Annotated in this window: 21 protein-coding genes; 15 read left to right on the top strand and 6 right to left on the bottom strand. The window is 54.3% G+C overall.

Features of this window, described 5'->3' with window-relative positions:
- Positions 1 to 6: 6 nt before the first annotated feature.
- The 4 genes from OGV82_RS20450 to uxaC form a co-directional block, all read right to left on the bottom strand.
- Positions 7 to 1,050 (bottom strand): TRAP transporter substrate-binding protein, encoded by a 1,044-nt coding sequence (locus tag OGV82_RS20450; RefSeq protein WP_058668439.1) that lies wholly within the window; start codon positions 1,048 to 1,050, stop codon positions 7 to 9.
- A 371-nt stretch (positions 1,051 to 1,421) separates the two neighbouring features.
- A complete protein-coding gene (locus tag OGV82_RS20445) occupies positions 1,422 to 2,885 on the bottom strand; it encodes a mannitol dehydrogenase family protein (protein WP_012134505.1) in 1,464 nt (487 codons plus the stop codon).
- A 73-nt stretch (positions 2,886 to 2,958) separates the two neighbouring features.
- A complete protein-coding gene (locus OGV82_RS20440; RefSeq protein WP_047459551.1) occupies positions 2,959 to 4,503 on the bottom strand; it encodes an MFS transporter in 1,545 nt (514 codons plus the stop codon).
- A gap of 20 nt (positions 4,504 to 4,523) precedes the next feature.
- Complete coding sequence (gene uxaC, locus OGV82_RS20435) at positions 4,524 to 5,933, bottom strand: glucuronate isomerase (protein ID WP_101744334.1); 1,410 nt, start codon at positions 5,931 to 5,933, stop codon at positions 4,524 to 4,526.
- Positions 5,934 to 6,411: 478 nt separating this feature from the next.
- Between uxaC and uxuA the strand changes: the two genes are divergently transcribed.
- The 15 genes from uxuA (at position 6,412) to pmrB (ending at position 24,357) form a co-directional block, all read left to right on the top strand.
- Positions 6,412 to 7,476 carry a mannonate dehydratase gene (uxuA, locus tag OGV82_RS20430; protein ID WP_012134508.1) on the top strand — a complete coding sequence of 355 codons (1,065 nt, stop codon included), beginning with the start codon at positions 6,412 to 6,414 and terminating at the stop codon, positions 7,474 to 7,476.
- 150 nt (positions 7,477 to 7,626) lie between these two features.
- Entirely contained in the window at positions 7,627 to 7,863 is a 237-nt protein-coding gene (hemP, locus tag OGV82_RS20425; RefSeq protein WP_077956852.1) for a hemin uptake protein HemP, read from the top strand.
- Positions 7,864 to 7,938: 75 nt separating this feature from the next.
- A complete protein-coding gene (locus OGV82_RS20420; protein WP_012134511.1) occupies positions 7,939 to 9,921 on the top strand; it encodes a TonB-dependent hemoglobin/transferrin/lactoferrin family receptor in 1,983 nt (660 codons plus the stop codon).
- A 45-nt stretch (positions 9,922 to 9,966) separates the two neighbouring features.
- A complete protein-coding gene (gene chuS, locus OGV82_RS20415; RefSeq protein WP_286462833.1) occupies positions 9,967 to 10,995 on the top strand; it encodes a hematinate-forming heme oxygenase ChuS in 1,029 nt (342 codons plus the stop codon).
- Complete coding sequence (locus OGV82_RS20410) at positions 10,992 to 11,813, top strand: heme/hemin ABC transporter substrate-binding protein (protein ID WP_012134513.1); 822 nt, start codon at positions 10,992 to 10,994, stop codon at positions 11,811 to 11,813. The genes chuS and OGV82_RS20410 overlap by 4 nt, the downstream gene beginning before the upstream one ends.
- Positions 11,813 to 12,805, top strand: coding sequence for a FecCD family ABC transporter permease (locus tag OGV82_RS20405; protein WP_012134514.1), 993 nt, complete (start codon positions 11,813 to 11,815; stop codon positions 12,803 to 12,805). Before OGV82_RS20410 ends, OGV82_RS20405 begins: the two co-directional genes overlap by 1 nt.
- The gene (locus tag OGV82_RS20400) at positions 12,798 to 13,577 is read left to right on the top strand and encodes a heme ABC transporter ATP-binding protein (protein WP_101744333.1); all 780 of its coding nucleotides are present in this window, start codon (positions 12,798 to 12,800) and stop codon (positions 13,575 to 13,577) included. The genes OGV82_RS20405 and OGV82_RS20400 overlap by 8 nt, the downstream gene beginning before the upstream one ends.
- A gap of 105 nt (positions 13,578 to 13,682) precedes the next feature.
- A complete protein-coding gene (locus OGV82_RS20395) occupies positions 13,683 to 14,636 on the top strand; it encodes a nickel/cobalt transporter (RefSeq protein WP_101744332.1) in 954 nt (317 codons plus the stop codon).
- 109 nt (positions 14,637 to 14,745) lie between these two features.
- The gene (locus tag OGV82_RS20390; protein ID WP_024130815.1) at positions 14,746 to 16,377 is read left to right on the top strand and encodes a sensor histidine kinase; all 1,632 of its coding nucleotides are present in this window, start codon (positions 14,746 to 14,748) and stop codon (positions 16,375 to 16,377) included.
- Positions 16,374 to 17,093 carry a two-component system response regulator DcuR gene (dcuR, locus tag OGV82_RS20385; protein WP_012134518.1) on the top strand — a complete coding sequence of 240 codons (720 nt, stop codon included), beginning with the start codon at positions 16,374 to 16,376 and terminating at the stop codon, positions 17,091 to 17,093. The genes OGV82_RS20390 and dcuR overlap by 4 nt, the downstream gene beginning before the upstream one ends.
- 597 nt (positions 17,094 to 17,690) lie before the next feature.
- A complete protein-coding gene (gene dcuB / locus OGV82_RS20380; protein ID WP_012134520.1) occupies positions 17,691 to 19,031 on the top strand; it encodes an anaerobic C4-dicarboxylate transporter DcuB in 1,341 nt (446 codons plus the stop codon).
- Positions 19,032 to 19,117: 86 nt separating this feature from the next.
- Positions 19,118 to 20,764, top strand: coding sequence for a class I fumarate hydratase FumA (fumA, locus tag OGV82_RS20375; protein WP_058668435.1), 1,647 nt, complete (start codon positions 19,118 to 19,120; stop codon positions 20,762 to 20,764).
- Between the two features lie 198 nt (positions 20,765 to 20,962).
- Positions 20,963 to 22,606 (top strand): phosphoethanolamine transferase EptA, encoded by a 1,644-nt coding sequence (eptA, locus tag OGV82_RS20370; RefSeq protein WP_101744331.1) that lies wholly within the window; start codon positions 20,963 to 20,965, stop codon positions 22,604 to 22,606.
- Entirely contained in the window at positions 22,603 to 23,271 is a 669-nt protein-coding gene (pmrA, locus tag OGV82_RS20365; protein ID WP_012134524.1) for a two-component system response regulator PmrA, read from the top strand. Before eptA ends, pmrA begins: the two co-directional genes overlap by 4 nt.
- On the top strand, positions 23,272 to 24,357 hold the full coding sequence (gene pmrB, locus OGV82_RS20360) for a two-component system sensor histidine kinase PmrB (protein ID WP_024130816.1): 1,086 nt from the start codon (positions 23,272 to 23,274) through the stop codon (positions 24,355 to 24,357). It begins immediately after the preceding gene.
- Here pmrB and pmrR read toward each other — a convergent pair.
- Together pmrR and proP are read right to left on the bottom strand one after the other, a co-directional pair.
- Positions 24,351 to 24,440, bottom strand: coding sequence for an LpxT activity modulator PmrR (gene pmrR, locus OGV82_RS20355; protein ID WP_052194426.1), 90 nt, complete (start codon positions 24,438 to 24,440; stop codon positions 24,351 to 24,353). The genes pmrB and pmrR overlap by 7 nt on opposite strands.
- 178 nt (positions 24,441 to 24,618) lie before the next feature.
- Positions 24,619 to 26,121, bottom strand: coding sequence for a glycine betaine/L-proline transporter ProP (gene proP, locus OGV82_RS20350; protein ID WP_047459579.1), 1,503 nt, complete (start codon positions 26,119 to 26,121; stop codon positions 24,619 to 24,621).
- Positions 26,122 to 26,483: the final 362 nt, after the last annotated feature.

Raw genomic sequence — 26,483 nt, 5'->3', positions numbered from 1 at the left:
CACGTATTACGACTTATCGCCTGGCGCCGCGGCGGTAATCTCATCAACAATCGGTTTCATATCAGGATATTGATCGAGGAATGCCTTCCAGACCGGCTGCACCTGCTGCGCAAAGTACGCGCGATCGGTCTCACGGAATGTCACCCCTTTGGCTTCCAGGTTTTTAATCGCTTCCTGCTCTTTCTGGCTTGCCTGCTGGCGCTCGTACTCTGTGGCTTCCTGCGCCGCCGCAAGGACGTCGGCCCGCAGCGCTTCTGGAATTTGTTCGAAGCTCTTCTTATTCATGGCAATCATCAGCGGGTTAAAGCTATGGCGGGTCAGGGTGCCATTCTTGATAATTTCATAATATTTGCTGGAGTAGATGGTCGGCGCATCATGTTCAACGCCGTCGATAACGCCCATTTGCAGACTGGAATAGACCTCGCCGCCCGGCATCGGAATCGCCACCGCGCCCATATGATTCAGCGTGGCGATAAAGTTAGGCACCGGCAGAACGCGGATTTTCAGATTCTTTAAATCTTCAGGTTTTTCAATGGTCTTTTTGGTATACACATTACGCGCGCCTAAGTTATAGCCATAACCCAGCACCATAACGTTAGCTTTATTCAGCATTAACGCAGAAAGCTGCTCGCCCGCTTTTCCGTCCAGCGTTTTGCCAACCTGGTCGTAATCTTTAAACAGATACCCCAGATCCAGAACGCCAATTTCAGGCACCAGCGTGGCCCAAATCGAGGTGCCGGAGATCATCATATTGATTGCGCCAATGCGTACCTGCTGCGTGGCATCGGCCTCTTTTCCTAACATCCCGTTGGCAAAATAGTTGAGCTTAATTTGCCCTTTCAATTTTTCGTTTTTGTTCAGGTTCTCCTGAAAACGGGTAAACCAGATATAGTGCGCGGAGGAATCATCCCCGGGCAAAGAGGAGTAAACGCGAAAATTAAGCGCTGCCTGAGCAAAAGAAGTCACCACACTGCCCGCTATCAGCGCGGTACTTAAGCAAGCTAAAGCTAAAAAACGTCTGGTCGAACGAAGCTGTTTTATTTCCATCATGATTGTCCTTCCACATACCATTAGGGTAGCGATAACGCCGTCTGGCACCGCTAAATCGCCAGGAGAGTAAATGAGAAAAACTGCTGTATGTTTCTTCTGTAACGTTTTAGTGTAACGTTACAGAAACTATCCGCCTCCCTGTACAAAAGCAAGTCGCTTCCTTTCATCAGTGGGAGTGATATGTGAATTTTGTGGCGGGCATCGCTAATTCGCGCAGGTGCGTTACATCGTTAAAACGACATCATCGCTGTTTAGTCACTGTTTAGCGCAGAAGGAAGCAACGGGAGAGAAAAAAGAGGAAAAGGGTTGGTGAATGGGGGCGTCAGTCAACGCAGGAGTGCCGTCGTTATCTGGCGGCACTCCTTTACGCTTTACCGTTCAGAGATATAGCGGGCAACCGTCGCTTTCGCGCCGTTTTCCAGCAGCGACAGGTAAGCCTGCGTTACCTGCGCCACAAACAGCGGCTCATGCGGTAATTCGTTCCCGAAAATGGCCTCCACGCCCAGCAGCGCTTTTACCCGCGCCTCGCCTTCCGCGCTCTGCATCACCGCATTCTGCAAGACCGGCAACAGCGGATCGCTAACGTCAATACGGTTTCCCTGTTCGTCCACCCCGCCGACGTAACGCATCCAGCCCGCAACGCCCAGCGCCAGCAGATCAAAACGATGGTGGTGAACCAGGTGCCAGCGAACGGAATCCAGCATGCGCTGCGGCAGTTTCTGGCTACCGTCCATCGCAATCTGCCAGGTACGGTGACGCAGCCCCGTGTTGCTGTAGCGCGCAATCAGCATATCGGCATAGCGAGTGAGATCCACCCCCGTCACGTTCAGCGTCGGCGCCTGCTCTTCCAGCATCAGCGCCCTCGCGGCGCGTCGGAAGTGCTCATCTTCCATACACTCATTAATGTGCTGATAGCCGGAAAGATAACCCAGATAAGCGAGGAAAGAGTGGCTGCCATTAAGCATACGCAGCTTCATCTCTTCAAACGGCAGCACGTCAGCCACCAGTTCGGCTCCGGCCTTTTCCCATTCCGGGCGGCCTGCGACAAAGTTATCCTCGATAACCCACTGACGGAATGGCTCGCAGGCCACGCCTGCCGGGTCGCGCACGCCGGTAAGCTGTTCAATCTTATCCAGCGTTTCCGCCGTCATCGCCGGGACGATACGATCCACCATCGTGGAGGGGAACGTCACGTTCTGCGCAATCCAGGCAGCCAGCCCGGCATCAACGGCTTGCGCATAGGCGCATATTACGTTGCGCATAACATGACCGTTTTCCGGCATATTGTCGCAGGACATCACGGTAAACGCCGGGAGACCCGCCGCTCTGCGGCGCGCCAGCGCGGCGACAATAACGCCCGGCGCTGATTTTGGCTGCTGAGGGTTTTGCAGATCGGCAACGATAGCCGGGTGATCGAGCATCAACTGGCCGGTAGCCGGAGAGTGGCAGTAGCCTTTTTCCGTGATCGTCAACGATACAATGGCAACCTGCGGCTCGCACATGGCAGCCAGCACCGTTTCCAGGCCATCCACCTGCGCATGCAGCGCGTTCTTCACTACGCCAACCACGCGGGCGGTCCAGGCATCGGCCGACATTTCCGCCACCGTATAGAGGCGATCCTGATTTTTCAGATCGGCGATCTGCTGCTCGCCGCCAATCAGGTTAACTTCGGTGTATCCCCAGTCGCTGCCGTGTTCCGCAGCCAGAATATCCGCATAAACGGCCTGATGCGCACGATGAAACGCACCAAATCCCAGGTGAACAATTCGCGGAACCAGCGCGTTGCGATCCCAGTTCGGAACGGTGGCTTTCGCGTGTAATAGCTTATTTTGCATCTTTCTACTCACTGTATAAAAAGAAGGATTGGCGGCAGCAGGCCTATTGCGCCCTTGCTGCCGCCAGGCTGTCTCAGCTCAGTATGGAGGTGGGTTCAGCGGGCTTTACCCGTTCAGGCGCGCTTTGACACCAGAGCGAGTCATAGCTGTAGCCCGTCAGGTCTTCCACAATATGGCGGGCTTCCGGCGTCACATCCTGTTTAAGACCGTCCGCTTTGAGGCGTTCAATTTCATCCACGAAAATTTTGTGCGTGCGCTTATTCAGATGGAAGGTCAGCGCTTGCCACAGTGCAATGATCAGAAGCCCGGCCGTACCAACGAACAGCAGCATGGCAATGGTCGTGATCGCTTCCTGCGGCTGCGTCTGGCTGCCTTTCACGAAGCCGCCGCTTTGCAGAAGCAGGCCCACGGCAAAGGTCGCAATAGCTACCGTTGTCTTACGGGAGAACGTCATGACGGCGGCAAACAGCCCTTCACGGCGCTGACGGGTGATCATTTCGTCAATGTCCGGGATGAACGGGAACACGTTCCACGGCGTGAACTCCAGAATGCAGCGCCCGACCTGGTAAACCCCGGCGAGAATCACCAGCAATACGATTTTGTTGTCGGTCGGGAACTGGTAAACCAGGAAGAACCCGCCCAGGCACAGCATCATCAGGCTGTAGGAGAAGACATAGAGGCGAGAAGGGCCATATTTAATAATCGCCACGCCCGCCGCCAGCGTGACCGGCAAGCCGACGATACTCATCGACAGCAATGTTCCCGCCAGCGAGGATGAAACATTCAGGCAGTAGACGCAGAAAAAGACGAATACGGTGTTGTAGACATCCTTGGCGGTAAAGGAGAAGAGATAGATCGCCAGATGTTTACGGAACGCGCGCACTTTTAACGTTGAGGCATACTCTTTGAACAGGTTGCCAAACGCCGCCAGTTTTTCGCCAGCGGTCATCGGCTGACGCTCTTTTTCCATTTCCGCCAGCATTTCCGGCGTCAGTTCACGTTCCCAGGTCACTTTCCAGGAGATAAACACACAGACCGTAAACAGCACGGCAAATACAACGCCGTTGATCAGATACGCATCCGCGTTGTTTTCACCCAGCCAGCCGATCAACAGGCCCGGAATAAAGGTGGCAAGGAACGTCCCGGATGCCGACAGGAACATGCGGCACGTTGACAGTTTGGTACGGTCATTGAAGTCTTTGGTCATCTCAGACGGCAGCGTTTCCCACGGGATCAGCACCATAGCGGCGATAATCTCAAAGGCCAGGTACACAGCGAGATAGAACCAGAAGTTCATGCCGTTCATCCATAACAGGATGTAAACCAGCATGAGTGGCGCGCCAATGAGCAGGAAGAACCGGCGGCGGCCAAATTTCTTGCCCAAATAATGCTTATAGAAATGGTCCGTGAAGCTGCCCATAAACAGGCTCACGATCGCATCGACAATACGCGCGATCGCCACAATAGACGCCGCTTCAATCGGCGACAGACCAACAAAGGTGGTATAGAAGAAAAGCAGCCAGGCACCGATAACGGTAAATGCGCCGCCCCCCATGATATCCGTCAGGCCGTAGCCGATACTGACGGGAATGGTGACTTTTCTGTTCTTACGGGTCATCGTTTATTCCTGCATCAGTCTTATCGAAAACGGAAATAGCGGCGGGCGTTATCCACGCAGATGCCACGAATCATATTATTGAGGATCGCATCGTCCTCCGGCACTTCCCCTCTTTCGACCCACCCGCCAATCAAATCACAGAGGATTCGGCGGAAATAATCGTGTCGGGTATAGGAGACAAAGCTACGGGAATCCGTCAGCATACCAATAAAGTTAGAGAGTAATCCCTGATCGGCAAGCGCATTGAGCTGATTCACCATGCCGCGTCGCGTATCGTTAAACCACCAGCCGGAGCCAAATTGCAGCGGGGATTTCACGCCATCTTCACCGCTCTGGAAATTAGCGATGGTGGAGGCAACCACATCGTTATAGCTGGCGTTGAGGTTGTAGAGGATCGTTTTCGGCAGACCGTTGTTTTCCGCCATTGCGTTCAGCAGACCATTCAGGCTTTCCGCAAGGTGCGTCTGATCGCCAATGGAATCAAAGCCACAGTTAATGCCGATTTTTTCGAACATTGGCGTGTTGTTGTTGCGAATCGCGCCAAAGTGAATCTGCATTGCCCAGTCGCGCTGTTTGTACATTTTGGCTAAGGCGACAAAAATAAGGCTATCCCAGGCCTGAAGTTCATCTTCACTCAGCGCATCACCTGCCAGTCGGCGCTGGAACAGCGAGGCCTGCCCGGCAGCATCAAGCGGGCGAAAACGAACGGCCAGCGGCCCATGATCCGACACCCGGCAACCCGTGCTGTGGAAAAAATCGACGCGCGCTTCAAGCGCCGCGAGAAACTCATTCAGAGTGGTAATGGTTTTTCCGGTTTTCTGCGACAGGCGAGAAACAAACGTCAGGAAGCGATCGGGATGCGTTTCAAACAGTTCATCGGGACGGAAGGTCGGCAGCACGAGCGTTGAAAAATCACGCTTTTCCGCCAGTCGCTGATGATATTCCAGATCGTCAAGCGGCCCATCGGTTGTGCAAAGCGCTTCAACATTTGAACGTGTAATTAACGCCTGCGGTAAAAAATCATCGCGACGTAATTGTTCATTACACTGCGCCATAATCGTGCGCCAGTTCTTACTGTTTAGCGTTTCCTCAATCGCGAAATAATATTTCAGTTCAAGATGAGTCCAGTGATACAGCGGATTACCAAAACTGGCCTCAACGGTTTGCGCCCACGCTTCAAATTTTTCCTCTGAAGAGGCATCGCCGGTAATTTTCCGCTCGGGTATGCCATTGGCGCGCATCGCCCGCCATTTATAATGGTCCCCTTCCAGCCAAAGCTGGGTAATATCGGAAAAAGGTTTGTTTTCCCAAATCGCTTTCGCTTCAAGATGGCAGTGATAGTCAATAATAGGTAACGTCTTAGCCAGCTCAGAATACAACCGCTGACCCGGTTCGTTATTTATCATAAAACTTTTATTTATCATGGACATAATTACTCCGCACAAGGGGATGGCTTTTGCTAAAACGTCCCCAGGTTGAGGCTAAAATCGGTGTATGACAGGTACTTAATAGCCCCGACATTACCCCTCCCGCCCATTTAAAGTCTACTACCATACAAGTGTAATTAAGAAATTTGTGACTTAAATCATGTTATGCAACTTTCAATAAAAAAATCACTTTCAGTCGTAATGGCGTGTATTAATCCCTGTGCTATAGCGGCTATTTTCACGATAAACGACAAATAAGAACAAACTGATCATTATATTTTACAAAATTAAAACACTTACCGGAAATAAGCTTTCCAGTAAAAGCTTCCCCTTAACGGAAATGTATATTCCTGGCGGCATTTAATCTTTTTTCTACGGTAAGGTTGATCAAATTGTCATTACTGAATATGCTAGTCAATACTAGTATGGCATGAAGTCAAATATACGAAATACGCAATAAGATAAGAAAGGCGGACAAAGAATGCAGATGACAATGCGCTGGTTTGGGCCACAGGAAGACAAAATCCCGTTGGAATACATTCGCCAGGTGCCGGGTGTAGAAGGCGTCGTCGGGGCGCTCTATGATGTCGCCCCTGGAGAAGTGTGGCCGGTTGAAAAAATTAAGGCGCTGGTTGAGCAGGCGCACGCTGCGGGCCTGAAGATGGAAGTCATCGAAAGCGTCAATATCCACGATGACATCAAAATCGGCACCCCGGAACGCGATCGCTATATTGAGAATTACAAGCAGACGATCCGCAACCTGGCGGGCTTTGGCATAAAGGTCATCTGTTATAACTTCATGCCGGTCTTCGACTGGATGAAAACGGACATGAACTACGTCCTGCCGGACGGTTCTCTGACGATGGCCTTTGAAAAACATGGCATTGATAAGACGCTGGAAGAGGTCGTAAAAGAGGTTCTGGATAACTCCAACGGTTTCGCATTACCGGGATGGGAACCTGAGCGCCTGGCTAAAGTGCAGGAATTATTCGCGCGCTACAGTGGAGTGGATGACGACAAGCTGCGGGAAAACCTGTTTTATTTCCTCCGGGAGATTATTCCCGTGTGCGAAGAAGTGGGCGTGAAAATGGCCATTCACCCGGACGATCCGCCGTATTCTATTTTCGGCCTTCCGCGCGTGGTCAAAAACCACGCCGACCTGGCGATGATTTGCGATGCCGTTGACTCTCCGGCGAATGGCATCACCCTCTGTACCGGTTCGATCGCGGAAGATCCAGAAAATAACGTCTATGAAATCCTGGCTGAATTCACGCGTCGCAAGCGCCTCCATTTTGCGCACGTACGCAACATTAAGCTGATCAAAGATAAAGACTTCTACGAGTCGGCCCACCCTTCGCAGTACGGTTCGCTGGACATGTACCGCGTAATGCAGGCGCTCCACGATAACGGCTTTGATGGCTACATCCGCCCGGATCACGGTCGCTTTATCTGGGGAGAAACGGGACGCCCAGGCTATGGTCTTTACGACCGCGCGCTCGGCGTCACTTACCTGTCAGGTCTCTGGGAAGCGCTGGAGAAAAAATAAAGTCCGTTGTGAATCACGATGTAACGAGATAAAAAACCCGCCATTTTGCGGGTTTTTACTTGCCGTACCCCTCAATATCACCGCTTTTCTCACCAAAGTTGATCCAGACGCTATTTTACGAAAAAACGCTTGATGCAAAAATTGATCTTGATGATAATCATTCTTGTTATCATGTTTATTATCATTTTCATAACGGATGCGCCCGCTATGCATAACACTATGGCTGCAATAATAAAAAACAACGCTCCGCTTTCTCCTTCAGGCACCAAACGCCAGATAGACAGCAAAGTATTGCTCGGCGAAGAAGGCTGGGTACTGATTGAGCATAAGGGTGAACATTATCTGCTCCGCCAGACGCAATCCGGGAAACTGATCCTGACTAAATAAATAACCAATTTCGCCAGCCACCCAGGTCTCCCCCCAGGCAGCCAGCACTTTTCAATTTCCTTATGGAGAGTTGTTATGTTACGCCTGCAATCTGCCTCCTTGCGCCCATCTCTGCTGGCGCTGGCAATCGTTAGCACCCTGCCAGGAGCGGCTTACGCGACCACAGACGATATCACCGTCACTGCGACCGGTAATGCGCGCAGCACCTTTGAAGCCCCCATGATGGTGAGCGTTATCGATACGTCCGATCCCGAAAACCAGACCGCCAGCTCGGCAGCCGATCTGCTGCGTCCTGTTCCAGGGATCACCCTGAGCGGAAGCGGGCGAACCAACGGCCAGGATATCAGTATGCGTGGCTATGACCGTCGCGGCGTACTGATTCTGGTGGACGGCGTTCGTCAGGGAACCGATACCGGGCACCTCAACAGCACCTTCCTCGATCCGGCGTTGATCAAACGTATTGAGATCGTTCGCGGCCCTTCTGCACTGCTGTACGGCAGCGGCGCGCTGGGCGGCGTGATCTCTTATGAAACCGCCGATGCGAAAGATCTGCTTCAGGAAGGCCAGAACAGCGGTTTCCGCGTCTTTGGCACCGGCGGCACCGGCGATCACAGTCTGGGAATGGGCGCCAGCGCCTTTGGCCGAACCGATAACCTTGATGGACTGGTGGCATGGTCCAGCCGCGATCGTGGCGACCTGCGTCAGGGCGACGGCTCCACGGCGCCAAATGATGAATCGATCAATAACATGCTGGCAAAAGGCACCTGGTATATTAACGATGCGCAGGCGCTGAGTGGGTCATTACGTTACTACAACAACGACGCGCAAGAGCCGAAGAACCCGCAAACGATTGATGCCTCCACCAGCAACCCTCTTGTGGATCGCTCGACCATCCAGCGCGACATGCAACTCTCTTACAGGATCGCGCCGCAGGGCAACGACTGGCTGAATGCCGATGCCAAAGTGTACTGGTCTGAAGCGCGCATCAACGCCCAGAACGTCGATAACACGGGCGAATTTCGCAAACAAACCACCAAAGGCGGAAAAGTTGAAAACCGCACGCGTCTCTTCAGCGACGCTTTCGCCTCTCACCTGCTGACGTATGGCGGAGAGTATTACCGTCAGGAGCAAAAACCCGGCGGTGTGACAACCGGCTTCCCGGAAGCAAAAATCGACTTCAGCTCCGGCTGGTTGCAGGATGAAATCACCCTTCGCGACCTGCCCGTCACCCTGCTGGGCGGCACGCGTTACGACAACTACCGCGGCAGCAGCGACGGCTATGACGATGTTGATGCCGATAAATGGTCATCCCGCGCCGGGTTAACCGTCAGCCCGACGGACTGGCTGATGCTGTTTGGCTCTTACGCCCAGGCATTCCGCGCGCCGACAATGGGTGAAATGTATAACGATGCAAAACACTTCTCCATTGGCAGCTTCTACACTAACTACTGGGTGCCAAACCCTAACCTGCGCCCGGAAACCAACGAAACGCAGGAGTACGGTTTTGGTCTGCGTTTCGACAATCTGATGCTGTCCAACGATGCGCTGGAGTTCAAAGCCAGCTACTTTGATACCAAAGCAAAAGATTACATCTCCACGACCGTCGATTTCGCCGCCGCGACCACCATGTCTTACAACGTCCCGAACGCCAAAATCTGGGGCTGGGATGTGATGACGAAATATACCGCTGATCTGTTCAGCCTCGACGTGGCCTACAACCGCACCCGTGGGAAAGACAAGGATACCGGAGAGTATATCTCCAGCATTAACCCGGATACCGTCACCAGCAAGCTGAATATTCCCGTCGCGCAGAGCGGCTTCTCCGTTGGCTGGGTAGGAACGTTTGCCGATCGCTCAACGCATATCAGCAGCGAATACAGCAAACAGCCGGGTTATGCCGTCAACGACTTTTACGTTAGCTACCAGGGACAGCAGGCGCTGAAAGGCATGACCACCACGCTGGTGTTGGGTAACGCCTTCGATAAAGAGTACTGGTCGCCGCAGGGCATCCCGCAGGACGGGCGCAACGGCAAGATTTTCGTGAGCTATCAATGGTAATCACCCGCCCCGGTTCGCCGGGGCAAACACTGGAAGGAAGAGACAATGAACCACTACACACGCTGGCTTGAGCTAAAAGAACAACATCCTGGTAAGTACGCGCGTGACATCGCTGGTTTACTGGGGATCAGCGAGGCGGAGCTGACGTTTGCCCGCGTCGGTCATGACGCATGGCGGCTGCGCGGCGACACGCGTGAAATTTTCGCGGCGCTGGAATCCGTTGGCGAAACAAAATGCATCTGCCGCAACGAGTACGCGGTACACGAGCAGGTCGGCGCATTCACCAATCAACACCTGAGCGGTCACGCCGGGCTGGTACTGAACCCACGCGCGCTCGATCTGCGCTTATTTTTAAATCAATGGGCCAGCGTGTTCCACATTAAGGAAGCGACCGCCCGCGGCGAGCGCCAGAGCATTCAGTTCTTTGATCATCAGGGCGATGCGCTCCTGAAGGTGTATGCCACAGACAACACCGACACCGCCGCCTGGGACGAGCTTCTGCAACATTTTATCGTGACCGAGAATGCGCCGCTGGCGCTGAAAGCGGCTGAAACCCCTGTTAACGAAACGGCTGCCGATGCCGTGACCGTTGACAGAGAGTGGCGCGCGATGACCGACGTTCACCAGTTCTTCACGCTGCTCAAGCGCCATAACCTGACCCGCCAGCAGGCTTTTGAACGGGTCGCTGACGATCTGGCCTGCAAGGTGCCGAACAGCGCGCTGGCGCAGCTCCTCGACGCCGCCCTTAAAGACGGCAATGAAATCATGGTGTTCGTCGGCAACAGAGGCTGCGTGCAAATTTTCACCGGCGTGGTCGAAAAAGTCGTGCCGATGAAAGGCTGGCTGAATATTTTCAACCCGACGTTTACGCTGCACCTGCTGGAAGAGACGATTGACGAGACCTGGATAACCCGCAAACCTACCGCAGACGGCCACGTCACCAGTCTGGAACTCTTTGCGCATGACGGCACGCAAATCGCTCAGCTTTACGGTCAGCGTACGGAAGGCGAACCAGAACAGACACAGTGGCGCAAACAGATTGAGGCGCTGATGCCAAAAGGGCTGGCGGCATGAAAAAACTGCTTGCCCTGATTGCCGCCCTGCCGCTGACGGTTCTTGCCGCGAAACAGGATAAGATCGTCGCGCTCGGCGGAGATGTCACCGAGATCGTGTACGCGCTCGGCGCACAGTCTTCGCTGGTCGCCCGCGACAGCACCAGCCAGTGGCCGCCGGAGGCCACTGCCCTGCCGGATGTGGGGTATCTGCGCCAGCTAAATGCCGAAGGTATCCTCGCCACGCGTCCCGATCTTGTGCTGGCAAGCAGCCAGGCTCAGCCCTCGCTGGTACTCAAACAGGTCGAGCAAAGTCATGTTCGGGTCATTACCGTACCGAGCCGCAACGACCTGCGCGTCATCGACGAGAAAGTGCAGGTCATCGCCAACGCCACCGACCGGGTGGCTGAAGGCGAGGCGCTGCGCCAGACGCTGAATAAAGAGATCTCCGCGCTGCCGACCACGCCGCTCAATAAGCGGGTGCTGTTTATTCTTAACCACGGCGGAATGAGCGCGATGGCCGCCGGACAGCAAACGGGAGCGGATGCCGCCATTCGCGCGGCAGGGCTACAAAATGCAATGCAGGGCGTCTCCCGCTATCAGCCGCTCTCACAGGAAGGCGTGATCGCCAGCCAGCCCGATCTGGTGGTGATTCCCCAGGAGGGATTAACGGCGATGGGCGGCGAAGAGAATCTCTGGAAGTTACCTGGACTGGCGCAGACCCCTGCCGGGCGCAATAAGCAGGTGTTCGCGGTCGATGATATGGCGCTGCTCGGTTTTAGCGTGCGTACGCCTCAGGCGATTCAGCAGCTACGCGCGAAAGCGGAGTCATTGCCCTGATGCCACGGCGGATCACGCTTTCTCTGTATACGCTGGCGCTGATGCTGGCAGTGGTGACGGTCGTGGCAAGCGGTTTTGGCGCATTACGCCTGCCGCTCAGCCTGCTCTGGCATGACGGCGACGACGCGTTACGCCAGATCTGGTTCAACATTCGTCTGCCCCGGGTTCTGCTCGCGCTGGTGATTGGCGGCTCGCTGGCGCTGTCCGGGTGCGTGATGCAGGGGCTCTTTCGCAACCCCCTCGCCGATCCGGGACTGCTCGGCATCAGCAGCGGCGCGGCGTTAGCCGTTGCGCTGTGGGTCGTCCTTCCGCTCACGCTGCCTCCCCTGATTATGCTGTATGCGCCGATGCTGGCGGCATTCATTGGCGCGCTCATCGCAACGGTCGTTATTTTCCTGCTCAGCCGACAGCGGGACAGTTCGCTCTCCCGGCTGCTGCTGGTCGGCATCGCCATTAATGCGCTATGTGGCGCGGCGGTGGGCGTGTTGTCGTGGATCAGCAATGACACCCAGCTACGCCAGCTCTCGCTATGGGGAATGGGCAGCCTTGGCCAGGCGCAGTGGTCAACGCTGCTGGCGGTCGCCTCTTTGATGATCCCAACGGTATTTCTCATCTGGCGTCTTGCTGGCGCGCTTAACCTGCTGCAACTGGGAGAGGAAGAAGCGCATTACCTGGGCGTCGATGTCCGGGTTGTTCAGCGAATCCTGCTGATCTGTAGCGCGTTGCTGGTGGCGGCGGCTGTCGCCGTCAGCGGCGTGATCGGGTTTATCGGTCTGGTCGTGCCGCATCTGATACGGATGTGGCTAGGGGCGGACCATCGTGCGGTGATCCCCGGCTCCGTGCTGGCGGGCGCCTTTCTGCTGCTGATTGCCGATACCATCGCCCGAACGCTGGTTGCCCCGGCTGAAATGCCGGTCGGGCTGCTGACCAGTATTCTGGGCGCGCCGTGGTTCCTGTGGCTTATTTTCCGCCGGGGAGGTCAATATGGCTGAACGTTTTCTCGCTGACAGCGTCAGCTACGCCGCTGCGGGCAGAACAATTATTCGCGATATCTCGCTCTCCCTGACCCAGGGAGAACTGCTGGCATTAATTGGCCCCAACGGTGCCGGGAAATCGACGCTGTTAAGGCTGCTCACCGGTTATCTCACTCCGGCAGACGGACGTTGCCTGCTGGCCGGCAAACCGCTTGAGCAATGGCCTGCGCAGACGCTGTCCCGCTACCGCGCGGTCATGCTTCAGCAAACGCGAATGGGGTTCGACTGGCCCGTTGAGGCCGTAATCGGCATGGGGCGAATGCCCTGGACGCAGCAGCCCGAACCGGCGGTGATTCATCAGGTGATGCAGCTTACGGAATGTTTGTCGCTGGCGGGAAGACGTTACGCCTCCTTGTCCGGCGGCGAACAGCAGCGCGTACAGCTGGCGCGCGCGCTGGCGCAGCTATGGTGCGACGGCTCCCCACGCGGCTGGCTTTTTCTTGATGAGCCCACCTCCGCGCTGGATCTGTTCCATCAGCAGCATTTACTGCGGTTGCTGAAAACGCTGACCCGTAAGGGCCATCTGCATGTTTGCATCGTGCTGCACGATCTCAACCTGGCGGCCCTGTGGGCGGATCGAATCGTGTTACTGCATGGCGGCAACATCGTTGCCGAAGGCGCACCCGCCGAGGTTCTGCAAGCCGGTACGCTAACCCGCTGGTACGGCGCGGAAGTTCACGTCGGAACACACCCGACAAGCGGCGGGCCGCAGATCTTCCTCGCGCCTTAACCGGGAAATGCCGGATAGCGGCTTCGCCTTATCCGGCTGACAATTCTGCGGAGAATCGCTTTCCTCAGGCTATACTTTCCGCAAAACTCATTACCAGGCGGAATCATGATCGCACCAAAACAGCTTCCCTCCCTGCGTTTACCGCTGGCAGGACTCCTGATGTTGACGCTGCTGTGGGCAGGTTTCACCGTGCACAGCCATTGGGAAGCGTTTATCCAGTGGTGTCTCGCCGCCCAGATCACCCTGCACCGCTATCTGGTCATGTATTTGCTGCAACTCAATAACCACCAGTACACCGGTGGGCTATGGCTGCTGACCGGCGCGTTCTTCTATGGCGTACTGCATGCGATTGGGCCGGGGCATGGGAAATTTATCGTCACCACCTGGCTGAGCACGACGAAAGAGAGCCTGCTTGCCGCGCGGGTCGTACCCTTTATTGGCAGCCTGATGCAGGGCGTCAGCGCCATACTGTTCGTGTTTATTCTGGCGGTCGGCTTCAACCTGGCCGCCGGCGATCTCAGCACCAGCCGCTGGTACGTCGAGAAAATCAGCGCCGTCCTGATTGGCGCGTTCGGGCTATTTATCATCTACCAGGCGCTAAAAACCCTGCGTCCAAAGCCCATTTTCTCGCGTTTCTCCCAGCCGCACAGCCACGACGAACACTGTGGCTGCGGGCATCACGGCGTGGGCGCAGAACTCACCGACGGCAACTGGAAAACACGCCTCGGCGTGATTCTGGCGACAGGCGCCCGCCCCTGTAGCGGGGCAATCATGATTTTACTGTTCTCCAACGCGCTCGGTATTGTCAGTTGGGGGATTGCCGCCGTCATGACCATGTCCTTCGGCACGGCGCTGTCGATTATGGGACTGTCGCTGGCGGTACGTTACGCACGCAACCAGACCCAGGCGCTGTTTGCCGGGAACCATGCCCCCCTGCGCTGGCTGGGGCCGGTTATCCGTATCATCGGCGGGCTGGCGCTGATGCTGTTTGCCCTCATTCTGTTTCTGACGGTGATCCCCATCAGTGCGAACGGTGATTATATTGCGGCGGGGTGTTAACCTGTTTGCCGGGCGATAGCGTGCTTATGCCCCTGTCTTTCCCTACCTCCTTTGAATTACCCGTCCCATCAGGGATAATACCCACACAATGTGTAATCTCAGGATCGCGATGAAACATTCTCTGCAACGCCGCGCTGGACGAAAACGCCAGATGAAACTCGGCACGACCGTGATATTGATGGTCAGCGCCGTGTTGTTCTCCGTGCTGCTCGTCGTCCATCTGATTTATTTCTCACAGATCAGCCACATGACGCGCGACGCGCTGGCAGACAAAGCGCTGGCGGTCGCCCGTACGCTGGCGGACTCCCCGGAAATTCGCCAGCGTATGAAGCAAAAGCCGACAGAGAGCGGCATTCAGGCGATCGCCGAGGCGGTTCGCAAACGCAACGATATGTTATTTATCGTGATTACCGATATGAAGAGCATTCGCTATTCGCACCCGGAAGCGCAGCGAATCGGCCAGCCGTTTAAAGGCGACGACATCCTGCTGGCGCTACAGGGGCATGAAAACGTCGCCATCAATCGCGGTTTTCTTGCTAAAGCGCTGCGGGTTTTCACGCCCATTTATGACGACAATCATCAGCAGATCGGCGTCGTGGCGATTGGCCTTGAACTTAGCAGAGTAACGGAGCAGATCAACAACAGCCGCTGGAGCATCATCTGGTCGATTCTGTTCGGCGCGCTGGTGGGGCTGCTGGGCACTTACGTGCTGGTGAAGGTGCTCAAACGCATCCTGTTCGGCCTGGAGCCGTATGAAATTTCCACGCTGTTTGAGCAGCGCCAGGCGATGCTGCAATCCATCAAAGAGGGGGTGGTCGCCGTTGACGACGGCGGCGAGGTGACGTTAATCAACCAGGCGGCGCAGGAACTCCTCGATTACCGCAAATCGCAGGATGACGCGCACTTATCCTCGCTTAGCCACGCCTGGTCGCAGGTAGTGAATCTGAACGACGTGCTCCGCGACGGTACGCCGCGCCGGGATGAAGAGATTACCGTTAAAGATCGTCTGCTGCTTATCAACACCGTTCCGGTGCGCAGCAATGGAAAAATCATCGGCGCGATCTCCACGTTCAGGGACAAAACAGAAGTCCGCCAGCTCATGCAGCGTCTGGACGGAATGGTCAACTACGCGGATGCACTCCGTGAACGATCCCACGAATTTATGAACAAATTACATGTCATTCTGGGATTATTGCATCTGAAGAGTTATAAGCAGCTTGAAGATTATATTATTAAGACGGCTAATAACTATCAGGAAGAGATCGGCTCACTGTTGGGGAAAATAAAGTCGCCCGTTATCGCAGGCTTTTTGCTCAGTAAGATTAATCGCACCTCCGATTTAGGGCACAGCCTGGTGATTAGCAATGAAAGTCGATTACCGGACAGCCGTAATGAAGATCAAATCACCGTATTGATTACCATTCTGGGCAATTTAATTGAAAACGCGCTGGAGGCGCTAGGTCAACAACCCGGCGGTGAAATCAGCGTATCCTTGCATTATCGGCATGGCTGGCTGCATTGTGAAGTCAACGATGACGGGCCGGGAATTGACCCCGAACGCATAGAGCAAATTTTTGACAAAGGCGTCTCGTCAAAGGGAACGGAGCGTGGCGTCGGTCTGGCGATAGTAAAACAGCAAGTTGAGAGTATCGGCGGCAATATTACCGTCGAATCGGAACCCGGGATCTTCACACAATTTTTTGTTCAAATACCCTGGGACGGGGAGAGGACCAGCATATGATCAATGTTTTAATTGTCGATGACGATGCGATGGTAGCAGAGTTAAACCGCCGCTATGTTGCGCAGATCGCTGGCTTTCACTGCTGCGGCACCGCGTCTACGCTGGAGAAAGCAAAAGCGTTTATCTTCGATGGCGAAAACCATATTGATCTGATTTTACTGGATATTTACATGCAGAAGGAGAACGGGCTGGACCTGCTGCCCGTCCTGCACAGCGCCGGATGCAAATGTGACGTCATCGTTATCTCCTCCGCCGCCGACGCCACCACCATCAAAGATTCGCTCCATTACGGCGTGGTCGATTATTTGATCAAACCGTTTCAGGCTTCCCGCTTTGAAGAGGCGCTGACCGGCTGGCTGCAAAAGAAAACGGCGATGGAGAAGCACCAGTATTATGAACAATCAGAGCTGGATCGGCTGATTCACGGCAGTGCATCCAATGAGCCGGATACCCGACGCCTGCCTAAAGGGCTGACGCCGCAAACGCTGCGCACCCTGTGTCAGTGGATCGATGCGCACCAGGACCAGGAATTTTCAACTGACGAGCTGGCGAATGAGGTCAATATTTCCCGCGTTTCCTGCCGTAAATATCTTATCTGGCTGGTCAATTGCCATATTCTGTTTACCAGCATCCATTATGGCGTGACCGGCAGACCGGTTTACCGTTATCGTATTCAGGCCGAACATTATTCTTTACTTAAGCAATATTGCCAGTAGAAAAGAAGCCGCTTCGCATTATGCGTTATATAAAGGTAACAATTATTACAATAATGAAAAATAACAAAGGCACAAGTTACACCCTCAAAAATAGAGAATTTGTGCCAGATCAAATATGAACACAAATATGTTTTAATTCATCAGCTTATTATTCAGAAGCGTCACGTTGTTTTTAATTTCAAAAACGGTAACAAAAGTTAATTAAGTATTATGTGACTCGTAGAGTGTGTATTTTTAACTATAAAGGAGTAGTCTGGGATTCACCGGACACATAAAAAAAATTAAAATAACGCTATTTTTGTGAGCAGACGATATGTTCCTGAAATTCAGTAACATAGAATACAAAACACACAACCTGCCCTGCTCTTCTTTGTCAACCAGCCCATCGCCAGGGAGCTTCGTTCTCTGAATACGCCATAAACAGAAGCCAAGAATGACTCATGATTTACTGAAAAATTCTTATTTCATGTTTAGAGATTAATCATCAATACAGACAAAGCGAATATTCGTCAGGCTCTGAGGACAATTCACAAAAAACAGAACATGACTGTGATCTATTTATCAAAAATTAAACAGGTTTATCGCGAGGGTAGATAAATGTTATTTAGTATACAACTTATCATAATATTAGTGTGTTTGTTTTATGGCGCCAGAAAAGGCGGTATCGCGCTGGGTTTATTAGGCGGTATCGGTCTGGTCATTCTGGTCTTTGTTTTCCACCTCCAGCCGGGTAAACCGCCCGTCGACGTAATGCTGGTGATCATCGCCGTGGTCGCCGCCTCCGCCACGCTACAGGCCTCCGGCGGCCTGGATGTGATGTTGCAGATTGCCGAGAAGCTGCTGCGTCGCAACCCCAAATACGTCTCCATCGTCGCCCCGTTTGTAACCTGCACGCTGACCATCCTGTGCGGTACGGGCCATGTGGTGTACACCATTCTGCCCATCATCTACGACGTCGCGATTAAGAACAATATTCGCCCGGAACGTCCTATGGCAGCCAGTTCTATCGGCGCGCAGATGGGGATCATCGCCAGCCCGGTTTCTGTGGCGGTCGTTTCGCTGGTCGCGATGCTGGGTAACTTCACCTTTAACGGTAAGCATCTGGAGTTCCTTGACCTGCTTTCCATCACCATTCCATCGACCCTGCTGGGTATCCTGGCTATCGGTATTTTCAGCTGGTTCCGTGGTAAAGATCTGGATAAAGACGAAGAGTTCCAGAAGTTCATCTCCGTCCCGGAAAACTACCACTACGTGTATGGCGACACCGCTACGCTGCTGGATAAAAAACTGCCGAAAAGCAACTGGCTGGCCATGTGGATCTTCCTGTCGGCCATCGCCGTTGTCGCTCTGTTAGGCGCTTTCTCTGAACTGCGTCCGGTCTTCGGCGGCAAACCGCTGTCGATGGTGCTGGTCATTCAGATGTTCATGCTGCTGACCGGCGCGCTGATTATTATCCTGACAAAAACCAATCCTGCTTCTATCTCAAAAAATGAAGTCTTCCGTTCAGGTATGATCGCGATTGTGGCGGTGTACGGTATTGCCTGGATGGCGGAAACCATGTTCGGCGCGCACATGACTGAAATCGAAAGCGTGCTGGGCGAAATGGTGAAAGAGTATCCGTGGGCCTATGCGATTGTTCTGCTGCTGGTCTCCAAGTTTGTAAACTCCCAGGCGGCGGCGCTGGCGGCGATTGTTCCGTTAGCACTGGCTATCGGCGTAGACCCGGCTTACATCGTGGCGTCAGCACCAGCGTGCTATGGCTACTACATTCTGCCGACCTACCCGAGCGATCTGGCCGCGATTCAGTTCGACCGTTCCGGCACCACCCACATTGGTCGCTTCGTCATTAACCACAGCTTTATTCTGCCCGGTTTGATTGGCGTAAGCGTCTCCTGTGTATTTGGCTGGATCTTCGCCGCCATGTACGGGTTCCTGTAACAGCACCTTGCGTGCCGCCCGTTATCGCGCGGCACGCCATCTATACAATTCAAATAATTCAGGATAATTAAAAAGGCTGGAAGCATATGTCGAATAAAGAATTTATATATCAGGCGCCTTTCCCGATGGGGGAAGACAAAACGGAGTATTATCTCCTGACCTCCGATCACGTTAGCGTTGGCGAATTTGAAGGAGAGTCGATACTGAAGGTTGAGCCACAGGCCCTGACGCTCCTGGCCCAGCAAGCCTTCCACGATGCCTCCTTTATGCTCCGCCCGGAGCACCAGCAACAAGTCGCCTCCATTCTCCATGACCCCGAAGCCAGCGAAAACGATAAGTACGTCGCGCTGCAATTTTTACGCAACTCCGAAATTGCCGCTAAAGGCGTTCTGCCGACCTGCCAGGATACCGGCACGGCGATTATCGTCGGTAAAAAGGGCCAGCGCGTCTGGACGGGCGGCGGCGATGAAGCCGCGCTCTCCAAAGGCGTGTTCAACACCTATATCGAAGACAACCTGCGCTATTCGCAGAACGCCGCGCTGGATATGTACAAAGAGGTCAACACCGGCACCAACCTGCCCGCGCAAATCGACCTCTACACGGTTGATGGCGATGAATACAAGTTCCTCTGCGTGGCAAAAGGCGGCGGCTCGGCGAACAAAACCTATCTGTATCAGGAAACCAAAGCGCTGCTGACGCCCGGCAAGCTGAAAAACTTCCTCGTTGAGAAAATGCGCACCCTGGGCACCGCAGCCTGCCCGCCATACCACATCGCGTTTGTGATTGGCGGGACATCGGCGGAAAGCACGCTGAAAACCGTGAAGCTGGCCAGTACGCATTATTACGACGGTCTGCCGACTGAAGGTAACGAACACGGCCAGGCCTTCCGCGATATTCAACTGGAACAGGAACTGCTGGAAGAGGCGCAGAAGCTCGGCCTTGGCGCACAGTTTGGCGGTAAATACTTCGCGCACGATATCCGGGTAATCCGCCTGCCGCGTCACGGCGCGTCCTGCCCGGTCGGCATGGGCGTCTCCTGCTCGGCTGACCGCAACATCAAAGCCAAAATCAACCGTGAAGGGATCTGGATCGAAAAACTGGAGCACAATCCCGCGCAGTACATCCCGGAATCCCTGCGTCAGGCCGGTGAAGGCGAAGTGGTGAAAGTTGACCTCAACCGGCCGATGAAAGAGATCCTCGCCCAGCTTTCACAGTACCCGGTATCAACCCGCCTGTCGCTGAGCGGCACCATCATCGTCGGTCGCGATATCGCCCATGCGAAGTTGAAAGAGCGCATCGAATCCGGCGAAGGTCTGCCGCAGTACATTAAAGATCACCCCATCTACTACGCAGGCCCGGCGAAAACGCCAGCAGGCTACCCGTCCGGCTCCCTGGGGCCAACCACCGCAGGACGCATGGACTCCTACGTTGACCTGCTGCAATCTCACGGCGGCAGCATGATCATGCTGGCGAAAGGCAACCGTAGCCAGCAGGTCACCGACGCCTGCCACAAATACGGCGGCTTCTATCTGGGCAGCATTGGCGGCCCGGCTGCGGTGCTGGCGCAGCAGAGTATCAAGCATCTGGAGTGCGTGGAGTACCCGGAACTGGGGATGGAAGCGATCTGGAAAATCGAAGTGGAAGACTTCCCGGCGTTTATCCTGGTGGATGACAAAGGCAACGATTTCTTCCAGCAGATTGTCAGCAAACAGTGCGCGAACTGCGCGAAATAACCTGCCCGGCCCGGCGATCCTGTCGGGCCGTTTTTCCCTTTATTTACAGCATGGCGGATACGCCGTTTACCCCCCGATGGCGCTACGTTTATCAGTCCTGTGGCGACGATCGCAGGTCGCCCCACAACCTTAAAAAATTAAGGTTGGCTTAATGTTGCTTTGCGAGGATCGGCGCACTTAGTTGATGGACATACCATAATGTTGAAGCGCGTTTTAAAAAGACCGACCCTCGGACACATTACCTGGCTGTTACTCCTTTCATTCTACATCGCCGTCTGTCTGAACATCGCTTTCTACAAGCAGGTGATGCAAGCCCTGCCGCTGGATTCAATGCACAACGTGCTGGTGTTTTTATCCATGCCGCTTGTCGCGTTTAGCGTCATCAATATCGTACTGACGCTGGCGTCGTTCCTGTGGCTTAACCGCCCGCTGGCCTGCCTCTTTATTCTGACGGGCGCCGCCGTGCAATACTTCATCATGACCTACGGCATCGTCATGGACCGCTCCATGATCGCCAACATGATGGATACCACACCGGCAGAAACGTTCGCGCTGGTCACGCCGCAAATGGCGCTTACGCTGGGATTAAGCGGCCTTCTGGCGGCGGTAATCGCCTGTAGCATCAAAATCAAACCGACCTCTCTGACATTACGCAGCGGCGCGTATCGCGCCCTCAACGTGCTGGCTTCGCTTCTGCTGATCGTGCTGGTCGCCGCCTGCTTCTACAAAGATTACGCCTCGCTTTTTCGCAATAACAAAGAGCTGATCAAGTCTCTCAGCCCGTCGAACAGCCTGGTCGCCAGTTGGTCGTGGTATTCACATGAGCAACTCGCCAACCTGCCTTTGGTACGCATTGGCGAAGATGCGCATCGCAATCCCGCGATGCTGAAAGAAAAACGGCATAATCTGACCATCCTGATCGTCGGCGAAACCTCGCGTGGGGATAACTTCTCGCTGTCTGGCTATTCACGGCAAACCAACCCGCGTCTGGCGCAGGATAATGTGGTCTACTTCCCGCACACCACCTCCTGCGGCACCGCAACGGCGATCTCGGTTCCCTGCATGTTTTCCGGTATGCCGCGTAAACACTACAATGAAGGGCTGTCGCACCATCAGGAAGGGTTGCTGGACATCATTCAGCGAGCCGGAGTTAGCGTGCTGTGGAACGATAACGACGGCGGCTGTAAAGGCGCCTGCGATCGCGTGCCGCATCAGGATATGACCGCGCTGAAATTGCCGGGTCAGTGCATTAACGGCGAATGTTACGACGAAGTGCTCTTTCACGGGCTGGAGGAATACATCGATAAACTCCAGGGCGACGGCGTCATTGTGCTGCACACCATCGGCAGCCACGGCCCGACCTATTATCACCGTTATCCGCCGCAGTTCGCGCAATTTACCCCGACCTGTGACACCAATGAAATTCAGACCTGTTCACAGCAACAGTTAGTGAATACTTACGATAATACCGTACTGTACGTGGACTATATTGTTGATAAGGCAATCAATATATTAAAAGCGCATCAGGATAAATTCACCACCAGCCTGGTCTATCTTTCCGACCACGGTGAATCTTTAGGAGAAAATGGCGTCTATTTGCATGGGCTGCCATACGCCATTGCGCCGGATGCGCAAAAGCATATCCCGATGCTCCTCTGGCTCTCGGAGGATTATCAGAAACGTTACCGGACAGACCTGACATGTTTGCAAAAGCGGGCAGCCCAGGAGGATTTCTCGCAGGACAACCTTTTCTCAACCATGCTCGGATTAACGGGCGTACAGACCAGGAACTACCAGGCCGCAGACGATATTCTGCAACCTTGCAGGAGGCTAACTGAATGAAAATTCTGATTGTTGAAGACGATACGCTGTTATTACAGGGACTGATTCTTGCTGCACAAACGGAGGGTTACGCCTGCGACGGCGTTTCTACCGCCCGGGCGGCGGAACACTGTCTGGAAACAGGGCATTACAGCCTGGTCGTGCTGGATCTTGGGTTGCCTGATGAGGACGGTCTGCATTTTCTGACGCGAATAAGACAGAAAAAATACACCCTTCCGGTATTGATCCTCACCGCCCGCGACACGCTCAACGACCGCATCACCGGGCTGGATGTCGGGGCGGATGATTATCTGGTGAAGCCGTTTGCGCTGGAGGAGTTACATGCGCGTATTCGCGCGCTGCTGCGTCGTCATCACAATCAGGGTGAAAGCGAATTGACCGTCGGCAATCTGATGCTGAATCTGGGGCGTCGTCAGGTGTGGCTGGCCGGGCAAGAGCTTATCTTAACGCCCAAAGAGTATGCGCTGCTGTCGCGGCTGATGCTCAAAGCAGGCAGCCCGGTACACCGTGAAATCTTGTATAACGACATCTATAACTGGGATAACGAACCGTCAACCAATACCCTGGAAGTGCATATTCACAACCTGCGCGACAAAGTGGGGAAATCACGTATCCGCACGGTGCGCGGGTTTGGTTATATGCTGGTTGCCGTTGAGGAAAACTAAGTGAACCTTACGCGTTTTCTGCACAGACCGATGACCCTTCGTCAGCGTCTGATGCTGACCATTGGCTCTATCCTGCTGGTGCTGCAACTGATCAGCACCTTCTGGCTATGGCACGAGAGCACCGAGCAGATTGAGCTTTTCGAGCAGGCGCTGCTGGAGGACAGGAATAACGATCGGCACATCAGGCATGAGGTTCGCGAAGCGGTCGCCAGCCTGATCGTTCCCGCCGTGTTTATGGTCAGCCTGACGCTGCTGATCTGCTATCAGGCCGTCCGGCGCATCACCCGCCCGCTTGCCGACCTGCAAAAAGAGCTGGAAGCCCGCACGGCCGATAACCTGACGCCTATCGACATTCACAGCTCGACGATTGAAATTGAAGCCGTCGTCTCGGCGCTTAACCAACTGGTCACTCGCCTGACGACGACGCTGGAGAATGAACGCCTGTTCACCGCCGACGTCGCCCACGAGCTACGCACGCCGCTGGCGGGCGTGCGTCTGCATCTGGAACTGCTGGCGAAAGCGCACAACGTTAACGTCACGCCGTTGATTGCGCGTCTTGATCAAATGATGGACAGCGTCTCACAGCTGCTGCAATTAGCGCGCGTGGGGCAGTCGTTCTCATCCGGTAATTACCAGTCGGTGAAGCTGCTGGATGACGTGATCCTGCCCTCTTACGATGAACTGAACACCATGCTGGAAACACGCCAGCAGACGCTGCAACTGCCGGAAAGCACAGCAGACGCCACCGTGCGCGGCGATGCCACGCTACTGCGTATGCTGTTGCGTAATCTTGTGGAAAATGCGCACCGCTACAGTCCGAAAGGGTCAACCATCACCATTATCCTCAATAATGCGGAAAGCGACGCGATGATGGCCGTCGAAGACGAAGGGCCGGGAATTGATGAAAGTAAATGCGGGGAGTTAAGTGAAGCGTTTGTCCGCATGGACAGCCGCTATGGCGGTATCGGGCTGGGATTGAGCATCGTCTCCCGCATCACGCAGCTGCACCACGGGCAATTCTTTTTGCAAAACCGTGTGGGAACGACGGGAACCCGCGCGTGGGTGCTGTTGAAAAGAGATCAGTAAGTCGTGACCCAGACATACAAGAAACTGCTGACAATCAGCATACTGAACAGGGTTGTCAGACTTTCATACATTCGCGTTTTCATCACACTCTCCTCCGATGGTCTGGAGGAGAGTATGCCTGACGAAGATTAAGCGAACATTAAGATTTGTCGACCTGATAAACGCAGTCTGTAGGCCTGATAAGCGTAGCGCCATCAGGCAAAGGTGTTGCGCCGTCTGTAGGCCTGATAAGCGCAGCGCCATCAGGCGGTGCGCTAAAGCTTACTCGTCAATACGCGGATGCTGCTGCACTAACCGCGAACGTTTAGCCTGCAACTCCTCAATCTCCTGATCGATATCTTCGATTTTCTGCTCGATATTATCGTAGTGCTCGCCAAGGATTTCTTTCGCTTCCTGGATATCCGAGGCCGCTGGCGTCGCCCCTTTCAGCGGACGGTTGGCGGTCTCTTTCATGGTAATACCGGTAATAAAACCGACGACCGCAATCGCCATCAGGTAATAGGCTGGCATCATCAGGTTCTGCGAGCTTTCCACCAGCCAGGCGGCCAGGGTCGGCGTCAGACCTGCAATCAGCACCGAGATATTAAACGCCGCCGCCAGCGCGCTGTAACGGATGTGCGTCGGGAACATCGCTGGCAGAGAAGAAGCCATCACCCCGGTAAAGCAGTTCAGGATCACCGCCAGCATCAGCAGACCGGCAAAAATCAGGCCGATAATATTACTGTTGATCAGAATAAAGGCCGGAATAGCCAGCGCAAACAGCGCGATACTGCCCATAATCACAAACGGACGGCGACCGAAACGGTCACTGAGCAGCCCCATCACCGGCTGCACAAACAGCATCCCGATCATGATGGCGATAATAATCAGCACGCCGTGGTCTTCCGAGTAGTGCAGGTTATGCGACAGGTAGCTCGGCATATAGGTGAGCAACATGTAGTAGGTCACGTTGGTGGCAATCACCAGGCCGATACACGCCAGCAGGCTGCGCCAGTGTTTGGTTGCAATCTCTTTAAAGGAGACTTTTGGCCCTTCCTGCAAACCTTCGCGATCGCCCTGCTCCAGTTTATCCACATGCTGCTGGAAGGCCGGGGTCTCTTCCAGCGCATGACGCAGATAAAGACCAATGATCCCTAGCGGCAGTGCGATGAAGAACGGAATACGCCAGCCCCAGTCGAGGAAGTTCTCCTCGCCGACAACGGTGGAGATCAGCACCACCACGCCCGCGCCCAGCACGAAGCCCGCAATGGAGCCGAAGTCCAGCCAGCTTCCCATAAAGCCGCGTTTACGGTCTGGCGAGTATTCGGCGACAAAGATCGACGCGCCGGTATATTCGCCGCCGACCGAGAAGCCCTGCGCCATCTTACACAGCAGCAACAGTATCGGCGCCCAGATGCCGATAGAGGCATAAGAGGGGATCAACCCGATACAGAACGTACTGATCGACATAATCACAATCGTGATGGCAAGAATCTTCTGGCGACCATATTTATCGCCGAGCATACCGAAGAATAAGCCGCCAAGCGGTCGAATCAGGAAGGGAACGGAGAAGGTGGCAAGTGCGGCAATCATCTGCACGCTGGGGTCAGCCCCCGGGAAAAATACTTTACCTAACGCGTAGGCGACAAACCCATAAACACCAAAATCAAACCACTCCATCGCATTACCCAGCGAGGCTGCGGTAATCGCTTTACGCAGTTTACCATCATCAATAATGGTCACATCACGAAGCGTAATCGGTTTTACTTTTTTCCTTTTCAGCATAGCTGTCCTCGTAGACTAAGCCCTGTCTCGCTACATACTGCATTCATTGGCGCACAAAGCGCTAACGTCACCGTCGAGCGTTGGAATCGTGCGGGCACAATTCCTCGTAGAACAAGCGTAGCAGGTTTACTTACACTGACTGGTCAAGGTCTGTACAACCGAACCTGTTGACGCCTGATTGGGCGGTTAATGACCTCTTTACCCTACCAGTGTTTAAATTTGTGATCAACTTCACACATATATTGCCGTTTCGTCAGCGAGCGTAAATAAGGGCATTTTTATCTGTATTTTTACATTGTCAGCAAAGCGCATTATTGACAATAAATGAGAGGCGATTTCGTTATTCTTTTCGAAATATCACG

The organism is Citrobacter sp. CK191, from assembly GCF_030333435.1.
Taxonomy (GTDB): Bacteria; Pseudomonadota; Gammaproteobacteria; order Enterobacterales; family Enterobacteriaceae; genus Citrobacter_B; species Citrobacter_B koseri.
The sequence above is the reverse complement of the archived record's forward strand: the minus strand, read 5'-3'. Positions and strand labels throughout refer to the sequence as shown.

Excerpts from the sequence above, each read along its gene's own strand:
- OGV82_RS20450 (WP_058668439.1), bottom strand. The coding sequence starts at position 1,050 with ATGATGGAAATAAAACAGCTTCGTTCGACCAGACGTTTTTTAGCTTTA.
- OGV82_RS20445 (WP_012134505.1), bottom strand. The coding sequence starts at position 2,885 with ATGCAAAATAAGCTATTACACGCGAAAGCCACCGTTCCGAACTGGGAT.
- OGV82_RS20440 (WP_047459551.1), bottom strand. The coding sequence starts at position 4,503 with ATGACCCGTAAGAACAGAAAAGTCACCATTCCCGTCAGTATCGGCTAC.
- uxaC (WP_101744334.1), bottom strand. The coding sequence starts at position 5,933 with ATGTCCATGATAAATAAAAGTTTTATGATAAATAACGAACCGGGTCAG.
- uxuA (WP_012134508.1), top strand. The coding sequence starts at position 6,412 with ATGCAGATGACAATGCGCTGGTTTGGGCCACAGGAAGACAAAATCCCG.
- hemP (WP_077956852.1), top strand. The coding sequence starts at position 7,627 with ATGATAATCATTCTTGTTATCATGTTTATTATCATTTTCATAACGGAT.
- OGV82_RS20420 (WP_012134511.1), top strand. The coding sequence starts at position 7,939 with ATGTTACGCCTGCAATCTGCCTCCTTGCGCCCATCTCTGCTGGCGCTG.
- chuS (WP_286462833.1), top strand. The coding sequence starts at position 9,967 with ATGAACCACTACACACGCTGGCTTGAGCTAAAAGAACAACATCCTGGT.
- OGV82_RS20410 (WP_012134513.1), top strand. The coding sequence starts at position 10,992 with ATGAAAAAACTGCTTGCCCTGATTGCCGCCCTGCCGCTGACGGTTCTT.
- OGV82_RS20405 (WP_012134514.1), top strand. The coding sequence starts at position 11,813 with ATGCCACGGCGGATCACGCTTTCTCTGTATACGCTGGCGCTGATGCTG.
- OGV82_RS20400 (WP_101744333.1), top strand. The coding sequence starts at position 12,798 with ATGGCTGAACGTTTTCTCGCTGACAGCGTCAGCTACGCCGCTGCGGGC.
- OGV82_RS20395 (WP_101744332.1), top strand. The coding sequence starts at position 13,683 with ATGATCGCACCAAAACAGCTTCCCTCCCTGCGTTTACCGCTGGCAGGA.
- OGV82_RS20390 (WP_024130815.1), top strand. The coding sequence starts at position 14,746 with ATGAAACATTCTCTGCAACGCCGCGCTGGACGAAAACGCCAGATGAAA.
- dcuR (WP_012134518.1), top strand. The coding sequence starts at position 16,374 with ATGATCAATGTTTTAATTGTCGATGACGATGCGATGGTAGCAGAGTTA.
- dcuB (WP_012134520.1), top strand. The coding sequence starts at position 17,691 with ATGTTATTTAGTATACAACTTATCATAATATTAGTGTGTTTGTTTTAT.
- fumA (WP_058668435.1), top strand. The coding sequence starts at position 19,118 with ATGTCGAATAAAGAATTTATATATCAGGCGCCTTTCCCGATGGGGGAA.
- eptA (WP_101744331.1), top strand. The coding sequence starts at position 20,963 with ATGTTGAAGCGCGTTTTAAAAAGACCGACCCTCGGACACATTACCTGG.
- pmrA (WP_012134524.1), top strand. The coding sequence starts at position 22,603 with ATGAAAATTCTGATTGTTGAAGACGATACGCTGTTATTACAGGGACTG.
- pmrR (WP_052194426.1), bottom strand. The coding sequence starts at position 24,440 with ATGAAAACGCGAATGTATGAAAGTCTGACAACCCTGTTCAGTATGCTG.
- proP (WP_047459579.1), bottom strand. The coding sequence starts at position 26,121 with ATGCTGAAAAGGAAAAAAGTAAAACCGATTACGCTTCGTGATGTGACC.